Source organism: Belliella buryatensis (genome assembly GCF_900188245.1).
GTDB classification, from domain to species: Bacteria; Bacteroidota; Bacteroidia; order Cytophagales; family Cyclobacteriaceae; genus Belliella; species Belliella buryatensis.
On record NZ_FZOK01000019.1, the window covers coordinates 22909 to 37632 of the forward strand.

At 39.6% G+C, this 14724-nt stretch carries 10 protein-coding genes; 3 read left to right on the plus strand and 7 right to left on the minus strand.

Annotation, left to right across the window (positions count from 1 at the left end; translation table 11 throughout):
- Positions 1–134 precede the first annotated feature (134 nt).
- On the plus strand, positions 135–2906 hold the full coding sequence (locus CHB66_RS15935) for a VPS10 domain-containing protein (RefSeq protein ID WP_089242411.1): 2772 nt from the start codon (positions 135–137) through the stop codon (positions 2904–2906).
- Between the two features lie 204 nt (positions 2907–3110).
- On the opposite strand, the gene yaaA is transcribed toward CHB66_RS15935, so the two are convergent.
- Positions 3111–3854 carry a peroxide stress protein YaaA gene (yaaA, locus tag CHB66_RS15940; RefSeq protein WP_089242412.1) on the minus strand — a complete coding sequence of 248 codons (744 nt, stop codon included), beginning with the start codon at positions 3852–3854 and terminating at the stop codon, positions 3111–3113.
- Between the two features lie 7 nt (positions 3855–3861).
- Complete coding sequence (locus tag CHB66_RS15945; protein ID WP_089242413.1) at positions 3862–9444, minus strand: T9SS type B sorting domain-containing protein; 5583 nt, start codon at positions 9442–9444, stop codon at positions 3862–3864.
- 83 nt (positions 9445–9527) lie between these two features.
- Between CHB66_RS15945 and CHB66_RS15950 the strand changes: the two genes are divergently transcribed.
- Positions 9528–10580 (plus strand): PorP/SprF family type IX secretion system membrane protein, encoded by a 1053-nt coding sequence (locus tag CHB66_RS15950; protein WP_089242414.1) that lies wholly within the window; start codon positions 9528–9530, stop codon positions 10578–10580.
- A gap of 12 nt (positions 10581–10592) precedes the next feature.
- Complete coding sequence (locus tag CHB66_RS15955; RefSeq protein ID WP_089242415.1) at positions 10593–11825, plus strand: M48 family metallopeptidase; 1233 nt, start codon at positions 10593–10595, stop codon at positions 11823–11825.
- 81 nt (positions 11826–11906) lie between these two features.
- Here CHB66_RS15955 and ftsY read toward each other — a convergent pair whose 3' ends face one another.
- The 5 genes from ftsY to CHB66_RS17025 form a co-directional block, all read right to left on the minus strand.
- Positions 11907–12863 carry a signal recognition particle-docking protein FtsY gene (gene ftsY / locus CHB66_RS15960; RefSeq protein ID WP_089242416.1) on the minus strand — a complete coding sequence of 319 codons (957 nt, stop codon included), beginning with the start codon at positions 12861–12863 and terminating at the stop codon, positions 11907–11909.
- A 93-nt stretch (positions 12864–12956) separates the two neighbouring features.
- Positions 12957–13109, minus strand: coding sequence for a DUF4295 domain-containing protein (locus CHB66_RS15965; protein WP_089242417.1), 153 nt, complete (start codon positions 13107–13109; stop codon positions 12957–12959).
- A 44-nt stretch (positions 13110–13153) separates the two neighbouring features.
- Complete coding sequence (gene rpmG, locus CHB66_RS15970) at positions 13154–13336, minus strand: 50S ribosomal protein L33 (protein WP_076500372.1); 183 nt, start codon at positions 13334–13336, stop codon at positions 13154–13156.
- Between the two features lie 32 nt (positions 13337–13368).
- Positions 13369–13611: a 50S ribosomal protein L28 gene (rpmB, locus tag CHB66_RS15975; protein ID WP_076500370.1), complete on the minus strand. Its 243-nt coding sequence runs from the start codon at positions 13609–13611 to the stop codon at positions 13369–13371.
- A gap of 348 nt (positions 13612–13959) precedes the next feature.
- Positions 13960–14124 (minus strand): DUF5522 domain-containing protein, encoded by a 165-nt coding sequence (locus CHB66_RS17025; protein ID WP_170932513.1) that lies wholly within the window; start codon positions 14122–14124, stop codon positions 13960–13962.
- Positions 14125–14724 lie beyond the last annotated feature (600 nt).

Genomic DNA, 14724 nt, shown 5'->3' on the forward strand with positions numbered 1-14724 from the left:
CCTAATCCTCGCTTATTTTTATTTTACCCAAACGAAATTTTCTCCAATCATCACTAAATGAATGGATTTATGATTTTATTCGCTTTGTTAGTTCCTGCTTTTTATATATTGTGAGGAGAAATTCAAAAAGAACTATGTATAAACCTTTACGACAAATTAGTGTGCTTGCAGCTGTGTTCTTCCTAGAAGCTGGAATCATCAGTTCCCAAGCACAGCAAATCAAGCCTACTAGCTCCAAAGAAATGCAGGAGGCCTTCGCGAAACATCAGGAAATGTTTCAAAACTCCTCCTTCAAAAACTATCCTGTAAGAAATATTGGCCCAACCAATATGTCAGGAAGAGTGACTGACATAGAAGTAAGTAGTGATTACAAAACTTACTACATAGCAGCTGCTTCTGGTGGAGTATGGAAAACCGAAGATAATGGCCAGTCTTTTGCTCCAATTTTTGATCATCATGGCACCTTAGGTATGGGAGATATGGCAATTGCCCCATCAAACGACAACATCATTTGGGTAGGAACAGGGGAAAATAACTCCAGCAGATCTACTTATGCTGGAAATGGAGTGTACAAATCAACCGATGCTGGTAAGACCTGGGAGTTTGTAGGATTCCCTCACTCCCAACATATCGGACAGATTCAAATACATCCAACCAACCCAGATATTGTATGGGTTGGAGCAATGGGCTCATTGTATTCCAAGAATGATGAAAGAGGTCTTTATAAGACAACTGACGGAGGTAAAACTTGGAAAAGAACCCTTTTCGTAGATGACAATACTGGCGTGATAGACATCAAAGTGCAGCCAGGAAATCCAAATGTACTCCTAGCTGCTACATGGGAAAGACTCAGAAAGGCATATGACTTCATCGGAAATGGCAAAGGTTCCGCCATCTGGAGATCTGAAGATGGTGGTGATACTTGGACCAAAGCTATGGAAGGATTCCCGCAAGACGAGTTTGTGGGAAGAATAGGCTTTGACTTTAGTTTGAGCAGTCCTAGCACAGTCTATGCACTACATGACTATCAAAAATCAGAGCCTCGAGAAAGAAGAGGAGCTGGAAACCAAGGTGACAATCTAACCACGGATAGCTTCAAAAGTATGACAGCTGATGCAATCCTTGCTCTGGAAGATGATAAACTGAACAGATTTCTTAGAAGTAATAGATTTGCCTCAAAGTATGATGCATCATCAGTAAAAAAACTGATTGAAAGAAAAAAAATCACGCCGATGGACATCGCAAATTATAACAGCGATGGTAGAGATGCCAATGCGGATATTATCAATTCTACTGTGGCAGGTGCTGAAGTATATAGATCTGAAGACGGTGGTAAATCTTGGAAAAAAGTAAATGAACCAGGTTTAGATAGGGTATATAATAGCTATGGGTATTACTTTGGAGAAGTGAGAACCAGCACATCTAATCCAGACGAGCTATTTATTTTGGGAGTACCACTGATGGTTTCCAGAGACGGTGGAAAAACCTTCGCTAATACTGATTCTGTAGGAAATGTCCACTCTGATCATCAATCTATGTGGATCAACCCAAAAGATTCCAAACACATCCTTTTGGGTACAGATGGGGGACTTTATGTTACTTACGGAAATGGAGAAAGATGGACACACCTCAATGACCAATTGACCATTTCACAGTTTTATTCTATCATGGTAGATGAAGCGACTCCTTACAATGTCTATGGAGGTATGCAGGACAATGGCGTTTGGTATGGCAAATCTACCAACAGACCGTCTGAAAGATGGAATTCGCTCTTTGGTGGTGATGGTATGGTCGTGGCTGTTGATACCCGATCCAACGACATCGTGTATACCGGTTCACAGTTTGGAAATTACTACCGAATCAACACCACGACTGGAGAAAGAAAATATGTAACTCCAGGTCATGATATCGGCAACAAACCAAATAGATGGAACTGGAGAACGCCTGCTACCTTGAGTAAGCATAATCAGGATATTTTCTACATGGGTTCTCAATATGTCTATAGGAGTTTGGATCGAGGCGATACTTGGGAAACCATTTCTCCAGACTTGACCAAAGGTCCGAGAGATGGAAATGTTCCTTTTGCCACACTCACAGTAGTGGAAGAATCACCATTGGAATTTGGAACTTTGTACGCTGGTTCTGATGATGGCAACATTTGGATGACACGCGATCATGGAATTAAATGGGTTGACATCAGCAAAGGTTTACCTCAAAATAGATGGGTAAGTAGCATCACTCCTTCTCAGCATGTAGAGGGTCTAGTATACGTAACCTTGACAGGCTATAGAAATGATGAATTTACACCTCATGTGTATAAGAGCACTAATTATGGAACTACATGGACGCCGATTGCTGGTAATCTCCCAACTGAGGCCATGAATGTTATTCGAGAAGATCATCAACACGCAGACTTACTTTACATAGGTTCAGATCATGGACTTTATATCTCCATGGATGGTGGGAAAAGCTACGAATTGGTACAAGGAAACATCCCGAATGTATCTATCTATGACATGGTGATCCAAAAGAAAGAAAATGACCTTGTCATTGGATCACATGGAAGAAGTGTATTCATCATGGATCTGAATCCAATCTATGAAATGAAGAAAAATAAAGGGGCAGAAATCAGCATACTCAATGCTCCTGATACACAACTGTTCCAAAGAAGAGGAGCCCCTAGCATGGATGCTATGTTCTACACCTCAAACTCAGGAGATGTACAGGTTACCATCAAAAATAGTAAGGGAGAAGTGGTGAAAAGCTGGACAGAAAGCTTTTCAAAAGGATTCAACCAAGTAAGCTGGGATTTAAGACCGGAATCTGGCAATCCTTCCAGAGGCAAGTTCAGTATCGATCTCAATAAAAATGGGCAGACTAGTACCAAAGAATTTGAAATCAAATAAAACAAAAGAGGGGATCGAAAATCGATCCCCTCTTTTGTTTTACATTAATCACAACTTGACTAACATTTTTATTTCCTAAGTTTAATGGCAGATTAAATATTTACCGATAATTTTTCCGCTGCGGCGGATCCAATATCAATTAGTACCTATCAAGTCTAACTTAAACGAAGAAAATACCAAGTATCAAAGCCAGGAAATCGAACACTACCTCACAAATCTCCACTCTGAACCATCACCATAAAGCTCATAGCCTGCTTCATTGAAAGTTTTGAGTTGCTGGGGATCATTGATACGATTTTTGATTATAAAATCAGTCATCATACCTCTTGCTTGCTTCGCGAACAATCCTATAACCTGATATTTTCCATTTTTATACTCTTGAAAAACTGGCGTAACAATTTCGGATTTCAAGGCCTTTTGATCCACCGCTTTGAAATATTCTTGAGAAGCTAGGTTCACAATTGGCTCGCCAGCTGCTACTTCATTGATTGCCTTGGCTATTCTTGAGCCCCAAAATTCATATAAGTTTTTTCCTTTTTTGTTTTCCAATTTGATACCCATTTCCAATCTGTATGGCTGTATCAAATCCAATGGCTTAAGTAACCCATAAAGACCAGAAAGTATTCTAAGATGCTTTTGTGCAAACTCAAACTCCGCCTCTGTGTAATTGTCCACATCTATCTTGGTGTATACATCACCTTTGAATGCTAGCAAGGCTTGCTTCGCATTGTCTGGATCAAATGACTTTTTAAACTCCTTATACCTTTTTTCATTGAGGGTGGCAATATTTTCGCTTACACCCATCAGCTGTCTGATCTCATCTGAAGTTTTCTTCTTCATGATGGATACGAGCTCAAATGTCTCTTTTTGGAATTCAGGTGTGGTGTACACAGAAACATCTGTGCTACTCAAATCAAGCGTTTTTGCGGGTGATATTAATGTAATCATAATACTATTATTCTATAACTAATATGGACTCCCGAAGGACTCGTGTAATATTTTGGTTGTTACTTCTAAACCTTACAACAACAGGATATGTTCCAATAGGGACTGTTTTTCCATTCACCGTTCCATCCCAGGGACAAAATGGAGTAGAAACGTCTCTATCCCGCTGAAGATTATTTTCTTCGCAAAAGAAAATCAATTCCCCCCAACGGTTGTATATAAACACAGAAAATTCATCAACAAATTCACTGGCGTAAACTTCAAAACTGTTCTGACCTACAGGAGCATTTGGACGCATAGCATTAGGAATTCTCACCATGATATCACAATCCTCTACCACTACAAAATCAACAGCTTCTTCGCAGCCCAAATCATCAAAAACAATCAGCCTGTAATTCCCAGCTACTGTAGGTGTAAAGGTTGCATCAGTTGACATGAGTTCTGTTTCTTCTTCTCCTATTATTAGATACCACTCGTAGTTTTCATACTCCCCTGGATTGATCGTAGGGGTGAGATTTTCTATTTCACAAATTTTATATTCGGCATCTAACTCAGGTGCTACCAAAACTGACTGCCTAATTGAAACCTGCTCTCTTCCAACTAAACAGTCAAAAGAGTTTCTTATTACAAATTCATAAATCCCTTCCTCTTCTGCACGAAATTGATTTGAACTTTCAGACTGAATTATACTAATTCCAGCGACTACTCTATACCACTCTATTGTCAAACCACTTAAATCTCCAGTAATTTCAATTAAGGCAAATGTCCTGTCATTACAAAAAGGAATTACATCCACATCATAATCAACTTCATTATTAAACTCTCCAACAGTAAAAGCTACAGGAGGAGTAGGGCAATTTGATCCTATCCTCGGCTGCACATCAAGTGTATAGTCACCTGCACTTCTTGGTCTGAAAGTCTGACTTCTCCCGACTACAGTTCCAGCTGCATCTCTCCAGAAAAAGAAAACATCAGCTGGATCAGTCCCTGTAAGAATTGCTTCATAAGAAAAACCCTCGACACAGTCCACAGCCAATTCTTGCAAACTAAAATAATTCGCATCGTTGACCGTCAAATTGATTCTTCTTTCTCTTGGACAAAAATCAGGATCCTGCCCTTCCCCATAGACGATATACTCACCAGAATCAATCAACAAATAAATGCCATCAGAATCTGGAATCACTTCATTTCCATTCGGGTCTGTGACGGTGAAAACTAGATTTTGCTGTGTCAAAATATCCAACTCAAAGCTTTCACATGCCACCACATTTGAAGGAACTGAAAAATCAACCAAGAATCTCCTATCGATAGTCACTTCCCCAAGAGGTATGGCACAGCCTGTCGCATCCTCCACTTGCACTTCATATTCTCCAAATCTAAGATCTTGGATAAGCGTAACTTGCCCATCTAAGTTCCCGGGAATTACTTCCCCATCCCCTTGGCGCGTGATGGTGTAGGAATATGTACCCGTAGGTGGTGCACTGAGTTCGATAGAGATAGTACCTGGTAAAATTTCATTGATACCACAGGATTCATCTGTGCTATCCAAGCTCACACCGACAAGTTCTGCTGTTGGGTCTAAATTTAGAATTGTGGCAGTACGTGTAAATTCACATCCAAAAGCAGTCTGAGCTCTTATCGTATAATTCCCTGGCGCTAAATCAGTAAATTCAAAAACTTTTCCAGCTGGAACATTGGCAAACAACTCACCCGTTTCCATAATTTCCAATTCCGATAGATCAATCAGTATTTCAATCTCAAAAAAACCGTCATCCGAATCACAATCCGTAGCAGGTGTTTCATCTCTAATCTCAAAATTTGGCAATGGAAAAACTTCTAGCTGAAGTACTTTTTCAACCAAACACCCAGGGACGATTGGGTCTTCAGTCACAAAAATAATCTGATACAAACCTGGACCAGGCAGATCTATTGATGGGGTGATTTCAAGTTCAAATGCTTCTCCTACTGAAAATGGAACCCTGTCAGGAGAACCGTCAAGTTGAAAAAACCATTCTCCCGACACAGGGGTGTCTGGAGCAAAAACAACCAAGGTCTCGTCATAACAAACTTCTTCTGCAGTCTGAGTCAAATCAAATTCAAACGCAGGCCCTACAAAAACAGACCTTGTTGCTGGACAAGCATCAAAAAACTCTTCGTCCTGATTGGTATTTCTATATGATACCGTCACTGTATAAATACTTTCCTCTTCTACAGTAATTTCATTAGAATTTTCATCTCCAAACTGAATTCCAGCTGCATTTCTCCATTCGAAATCATAAAGTCCATCAGCAGGATCATAACCATCTATGGCAGTTAGCGTGACAGGAGTTCCACTACAAAGAGTGACATCATTCTCAAGGGTGATCTCAGGGGGTGCAACCACAAGCACCTCAATGCTATTATTTTCATTATAGTGTTCCGGATCGCCACACCTGTCAACCCTTAAAGTCACTGTGTGCAGACCTTCTCTCTGAAAGATATAAGTCAAAGTTTGATTCTCTTCTCCAGGCCCACCAAGACCTGACTCTATTACTTCACCATCCTCATGAACAATCGTCCAGAAGTAACTATCAATATCTGGTTCGCCTGCACCCTCAAACAAACCTTCTGCGCCATTTTCAGGATCAAGACATAATCGATCTGGACCACTGATAGCAGGCTCGGGAATACTACTGCCTGACTGCTGCACAAAAGAAGGGAGACCTAAATTCGAGGTTGTACCAGGCAAAAGTTGAAAACCTTCAGTAGTACCTGTACTAGGCCCACAAAGTCCTCCAGGTTGAATCGTACCTAAGAAATTCTGTCCAGGTCTTGCTATATAAATATCTCCCATTGGCCCCATTTGGATGGCACCTATTGGTCCATTGATACCTAAATCTTTTCTTGAGTTTAAGATACACTGTGCTCTTTGGGCGCTTGTCGTAGCTGTTTCGAAACATGCTCCACAACTCAAATCATCATCCTCATCTTGTGAACTCGGACTTTGAATGATAAACTCTTCAACTTTCCCTCCATTACCAGTGTATGTGACAAAAATCCTGTCACTATCATTTGAAAACTCTACTCCATAAACATCATCACCATTGCAATCCAAATCAACTGATGCGTACTCTGTCAGACGCCCTGTACTTTGATCAAAATCGAAAAGTTCCACCCTACTACAAGCACCATCTTGAATAGTCACTGCGACTTTAGATCCATCAGGACTGAACTTCATACTTCCTACCCCGGTATTGAATCCATGAACAGAGCCTACTGAGGAAAATACAGGTGGACCAATCCCAAACTGTGTGATAGGATAAGATCTAAAGGTATTATTTCCCAATTCATGAAAAAGTACCCATGTGGTATCTCCAGCCGCAATAGCTGCCGAATGCTGTGTAGCTGGGCTGAACAAGAAATTATCTTTGGTAACAACATTTCCCACTCCATCTTGATTTTCAGCCTTGATATCAACTAGGGAAAACTTCACCTGACTACTTCCATCAGCAGCTGTAGATGTAGTAAATAGATAGAAAATGGTTTCTTCTTGCGGAATAGCTACTGCAATTACACCCTCAGAAGCTTGGTTACTTCCCCCGATATCTTCACCATTTGCCATGACATCTCCATTCAAATCCCAAACTGTAGACCCATCTGTGTAAAACAAAACCTGACCAGTTTCATCTGAGATTGTTGTTGTACCTGCGGGGATGTTCTGTGGATGCCTTGGATCTACTGGTCTTGGAGTAGGCAAGATACCAGCTGGGTCTTCATTGAAATCAATCCCAGCGCCATCACCAAAATACCAAATATTATTACTCTGATCATCCAAATCCCACATTCTCACGCGGATACTAGCATATACATAGCAGGAAGACTGAGGTTCTCTTACTAATACCCAATACAATCCAGGCTCACATATCTGATTAGGGGCTTCCGGTCCCCAGCCTTCATCTCGTTTGTTTGACCAAAAATATTCATAAACCCCATTACCACCACCTGGACCACCAACACCAGGACCACCCGGACCACCTGGACCCTGTCCACCTTGTCCTCCTTCACCTTGTTGAACTTCTAAGAGGGGCATTAAGTCAAAGCAAGATTCACAAACTGTGGTATCTTGAGGTGAGAAGTTTGCCTCCAAATTGTTTTCGGATAAGTTGATAGTTCTCGGGCCAGTTGTAGAGGTAGTACCATCAGCAAAAGTAACCGTAAGTGTGGCTGTGACGCTTTCTCCAGATGTCGCCTCCGCAGGCAAAAGCAAATGCTCTTGATTGTAATCAATATCAAGTGGCTCTCCATCTTCGTCAGTCAATTCAGGCTCAAAAGTCCATTCAAAACTCACAGGCCTATAATTCTGCGGAATAATAGAACTTGTGAGCTGTAGTGGGTTGTTGCTACATGGCTCCTCAGGTTGCCATGTAAAATCCACTTCAGCTTCAACATCAGTATTCGGTGCAAATTGGGGGAATACCCTTCCACAAAAATCTACTCCACCAAAAGGGTCTTCGTTAAGCTCTAGTTCTTCTAATTCTTCTTCGTCCGGGTTATCCACTCTTCCTATGAATTGTGGACCTCCGTCTTCTTCTTCATAGATATAATACAATCTTCCATCAGGCCCAACTTTGATATCGTAAATCCTATAAATATCATTCTCCAATGGAACTATCTCTGGTTCTGCACCAAGATCATCTGTAGGAACCCTCAGCAATTCATTGCCTTTGGAAAAATAAATAAATTCTCCATCAGGACTGAAAGCTGCTCCTTCAATAGCATCATCTCCACCTGATTGGGAAATCGCAGTAATAGCGCCAAAACTTCCCGTAGCGGTATCATAATCTATCAAAATCAGATCCTCATTTGAATTCTCCGGAATCAGTAGCAGTTGACCTGTGGCTTCATTAAAGATGATGGCTTTGGGGATAAAAGGAATATTTAACTCATCTATTTGAGTGAAATCACCTTGCGTATCTTCAATTCTTCTTGAAATCAAATTTCCACCAGAAAAATTGATCAAATAAGACGGAGACTGGGCTGACTTTACTACAGCGATTGCACCTGCGGCTGGACCGATAGAGGTATTGGGAACAATAACTTCACCCAATGGTGGCTGATTAAGCGGCAATCCTGTCCCTCCATCACCAAGAGAATTCATATCTACTACAGCATATTGTAGCTGTCCGCTGGGGGATACATAAAAAGTATAAAATAGTCTATTACCATTGGGGTCATAATCAAGAGTACTTATGGCTATTTGTTGTCTTCCATCACTGTTACCATTAATACCATTCCCAACCCCAATCATTATATCATTGTTCCCATTATAAATAAACTCTCCATCAGTATAAAAAATAACATTCCCAGTAATAGGATCTACGGCTACGGCTGAGTTATTTGAATTGTATGCTCCAGAAACATCCCGAATAGAAGGCTCTGCCCCTCTACCAAATGAAACTACCCTTTTTATATTATCATCATTACAATAGCCAAAAATCCATTCGTTATTATTAACTCCCTGGGAAAAACTTTTATTTACAGCTAAAACACAAGTCAACACACAAAAAAGTGCGAAAATTGAAATAAACTTGATAGATTTAAAGGGGCTTTTCATATTTTACATTATGCCAGTAAAACAACGCTAAGTCATTAACGTTTACCAACTACATTGAATATCTTAAATTAACGAACAAAAACTTGATTAGGTCTTATCTATATCTTCTTTTTTTTACAGTAATATTTGTTTCTATTGCGCAAAGCTCTAAGGCTCAAGACCCGCAATATAGTCAATATTATGCTGCTCCTTTATATTTGAATCCTGCTTTTACAGGTGCTGAACAAGCAACACGGATTGGGGCAAACTACAGAAATCAATGGCCAGGTATGAATGCACAATTCACTACATTTTCTGCATATATAGACACTTATCTTGATGACTACAACAGTGGAGTAGGCTTCCTTGTAATGAATGATGTAGAAGGCGCCGCCGAGTTGAGATCTACTACCATTTCAGCGCTTTATTCTTATGAGCTTAGGATCGGTCAAGGTGCATATTTTAGACCTGGTTTTCAAGCTAGCTATATCAGAAGAGATATTGGTTTTTTCGAAAATCTAATTTTCGCAAATCAAATAGACCCTACAAACCCATTTGGCCCGACACTGCCAGGAAACGATATCGCAGGGCTGGGTGAACCAGTCAATTTGCTTTCACTATCTTTTGGAGGATTGTTCTTTACAGAAAAATTTTGGCTGGGAGCATCTACCCATCATGTCAATCAACCCAACCAATCTTTCATAGAAGAAGGGAATATCAGTAGACTACCAATGAAAATATCTCTACACACGGGGATCAAAATCCCCTTGGGAAATGGTGGTTATAGAAATGACTTCACCCACATGTACAAGCAAAGGTATTTCGTACCTACGATCAATTACAAAAGACAGGGGCCATTCGAGCAACTTGACGTGGGAGCTTATCTTTTCATGGAACCTATTATTTTTGGGGCTTGGTATAGAGGATTACCTTATAAGCCCGTAGAGCAACAAAGCAACCGAGACGCAGTTGTAATGATGGTAGGTTTCAATTTGCTATCTGGGCTAAACATGGGTTATAGCTTCGACTATACTGTCTCCAATCTAGGAATACAGTCTGGGGGAGCACATGAAGTAAGCGTATCATACACTTTCCCCTCGAGGAATCAAGGAAAGCCTAGAAGCAGAGATACAGTCCTCCCTTGCCCTAAATTCTAAGAAGAAAAACTTATGGACGCAATACAAATCAAATACCTCTTGATGGGGGTAGTGACTTTTGGTTTCCTTTTTGAAAAAACACTAAGCTTCCTCAATAGCTCAAGACCAATCCCATCTATTCCCCAAACCTTAGATCAATATGTGGATGAAAAAAAATTACATGAAAGCCACAGATACCAAAGAACTTATTACAAATTCGGTCTACTTACTGGCTCTATCAGCTTCTTGATCACTATTGGACTGATTTACTTTGGTGTATTTGGTTGGGTTGATCAATGGTTGGGTCAATGGATTAGCCATCCACTTTTGCTTTCCCTCGCATATTTTGGAATTATTTTTATCGGCTCAGATATCTTGTCTATTCCTTTTGACTATTATCAAACCTTTGCCATTGAAGAGAAATTTGGATTCAATAAATCTACAAAAACCACCTACTTTTCGGATAAAATCAAAGGGTATGTCTTATCTATAATTATTGGAGGTGGTCTTCTCGCTGTATTACTTTGGTTAGTTCATCAAATAGGTAAGGACTTTTGGTGGCAATTTTGGTTGATTGCAGCAACATTTATGGTCTTTGTAAACCTATTTTATACATCTCTTATTCTTCCACTTTTCAACAAACTCACCCCCTTAGAAGATGGAGAGTTGAGGGATAAAATCATTCATTACACCAAGCAAGTCAGCTTCCCTTTAGAAAATCTATTTGTAATCGATGGAAGTAAGAGAAGCTCAAAAGCCAATGCCTTTTTCTCTGGCTTTGGAAAAAGAAAGAAGGTTGTGCTCTATGACACCTTAATTGAGCAACACACGCCAGATGAATTGGTGGCTGTACTGGCGCATGAGATTGGACATTACAAAAAGAAACATATCATCTCCGGGATGATATCAGGGATCTTGCAAATTGGTACTTTACTTTTTATCCTAGCACAGTTCATTCATAGTGAAGCTATGAGTCTGGCACTTGGAGGAAATCAGATGGCTATTCATTTGAATATCATTGGTTTCACCATGCTATTTTCCCCCATTTCCATGATCATTGGCATCTTTATGAATATGGTAAGTAGAAAGAATGAATTCGAAGCAGACGCCTATGTCAAAGAAACCTACGATGGTAAGCCACTAGCTGAAGCGCTCAAGACCCTTTCGATCAACAACCTAAGCAATATCAATCCACATCCTTGGTATGTTTTTGTCAACTACTCCCACCCTCCCTTACTAGAAAGGCTGAAAAAACTAGAGGCATAAAAAAATCCCCACACTTCTTGGGGATTCTATATACTCAAAATTTATATATCTAGACAACAGTAACTAATAACCAATCTCCAATTACTTCTTCTTAAATAAAGAATCCACAAATTCCTTACGGTTGAATACTTGTAGATCAGTCATTTTCTCCCCTACGCCGATATATTTCACAGGAATTCTAAATTGATCTGAAATCCCAATCACTACCCCACCCTTGGCTGTACCATCGAGTTTGGTTATGGCTAGTGCAGAGATATCAGTTGCCTTAGTGAATTCCTTGGCTTGCATAAATGCATTTTGACCTGTCGAACCATCGAGTACCAATAAAATTTCATGGGGAGCATCATCGATGAACTTTTGCATCACTCTTTTAATTTTGGTCAACTCGTTCATCAAGTTGATCTTGGTATGCAATCTTCCTGCTGTATCAATGATGACCACATCAGCATTCATTTCCACAGCCTTTTTGACAGTATCGAAAGCAACTGAAGCAGGATCAGTATTCATCCCATGAGAGATCACGGGGACATCTACCCGCTGCCCCCAGAGAATCAGCTGATCCACAGCTGCTGCTCTAAAAGTATCAGCCGCTCCAAGTACCACTGATTTTCCAGCCTGTTTGAATTGATGCGCTAATTTGCCAATAGTAGTAGTTTTGCCGACTCCATTTACACCTACTACCATGATGACATATGGCTTTTTATCAGCAGGAAGATCAAAGTCACCCTGATCAGCGCTTCTATTTTCTTCTAAAAGACCCACTACCTCCTCTCTGAGAATTTTATCTAACTCATCAGTGTTAAGATACTTATCCTTAGCTACCCGGTCTTCTATTCTTCTGATGATTTTGATAGTAGTATCTACACCTACATCTGAGGTAATTAGAATTTCCTCCAGTTCATCTAGGATTTCTTCATCTACTTTAGACTTACCTACAACAGCCTTGCTGAGTTTAGAAAAAATATTTTCACTGGATTTTTGAAGTCCTTGATCTAGACTTTCCTTTTTTTCTTTCGAAAAGAACCCGAAAATTCCCATAGTTTATACAATTTGAGCTCGAATATAATGAAAAAGTCCCTCCAGAGTCGAACTCAGAGGGACTTTATATTTGCATTACGATGCAAATGACAATTATTTATTCAATGTATCCTGAACCATTGTGGTAGGAACCATTTCTTCTCTGAAGGTGTAAGCACCAGTTTTTTCAGACTTCACAGCCTTGATCACTTTAGCGTAAGTTACACCACCTTCTTTCTTTAGCGTTGCTACTACTTTCTTAGCCATATCTTTGAGGTTTTAAAATTCACCTTGCGGCAAACAGTCCTTGATTATTTAATTTCTTTGTGAACCGTCACTTTTTTCAAGATAGGATTGAATTTTTTCAATTCCAATCTCTCTGTAGTGTTCTTACGGTTTTTGGTAGTGATATATCTTGAAGTACCTGGTTGGCCAGAAGCTTTATGCTCCGTGCATTCCAAAATCACTTGTACTCTGTTACCTTTCTTAGCCATTTCCTTGAACTATTTATAAAGAGTCAATCTAATTATTTAATGATAATGTAACCTTCGTTTTGAGCTTTTTTCAAAACAGAAGAGATACCATTCTTATTGATGGTTCTCAATGCCTTCGAACAAACTTTCAAAGTGATCCAAGCATCTTCCTCTGGCACGTAGAAAGACTTCTTGTGCAAGTTAGGATAGAATCTACGCTTAGTCTTGTTGTTCGCATGCGATACATTATTACCTACTCGAGGTCTTTTACCGGTGATGTCACAAACTTTTGCCATGATATATGATCGTAATATTTATTGCGTTTTTCTAATTGAGTCTGCAAATATCGGAGTTTTTAATGAATTACCAAAAGTGAACTTCAAAATAATTCCGTAAAGTTTTAAAAATGTGAATGTGAAGTTTAGAACACACCTTATTCTCGCAGAGCTTGGAAAGGTGCAGCCTTTGCTAAGATAAAGCAGTACCAACGATTGCTATAACTTTCCAGCTATCCCTACCATTTTCTCTAATCTATTAACTCCTTCAACATTAAACCCAACTAATCTACTGAATAGATAATCGATTAAACATTTAAACCCACCTAAACTCCTAACTTTAGAACTACTCAATTTTCTAATCTTGCCTTAGGACTTCGCGTTCCCATAAGGACAATGCTTGCAGCCGTTCCCACAACAAAACCCTCTTCTCAAATGATATTGTGCAGTAAATACCATCAAACCATTCTCATTTAGGTAATAATCCCCAGCTATCAACTTCATCGGGGTAGACTGTTTCTTTTTGGAATTCATACTTTCGCTTTACGTATGCAAACACAATCGAGTATTCAAAGATTTAATTTAGCTTCAAAATTACAAATTTTAGGAGTTAATCTTTTCAAAAATACCAAACCTGCATCCCAATGCGCACTCCGATGAAAAACAAAAACCCTAACATACTAAAAATAAGCAAGATAGGGTTTAATTCTGCAGAGAGGAAGGGATTCGAACCCTCTTCTTAACTTATTGTTTTACGGTGATTTACAGCATTTAAAATGGTTCAGCAAGCGTCAGCATTGGCTATTATTTAAATGTTCTCAAAGTCTTAGGACTTGAGGTAGATATCCTAGAATTGGCTAAAGATGATGAGTTAGGAAGAAAGCTTCAAGACAGTGAAATAATGACAAAAGAAAGAACACCTAAAAAGGTTTAAAAATGGCTTTTAGAGAGATCTATGTATATACTGCAAAAAATGATGAAGTTGACCCCTTTCTGACGATTTAAATTGACCCCCAGCTGGTGATGCAAATTGACCCCTGGCTGGTGATGTAAACTGACCCCCGTCAAAAGTTATTTTTCTGGAATGGAATAGGAGGCTTTTAAGTCCTGTTAGGAGTGCAAACAATTAAGCAT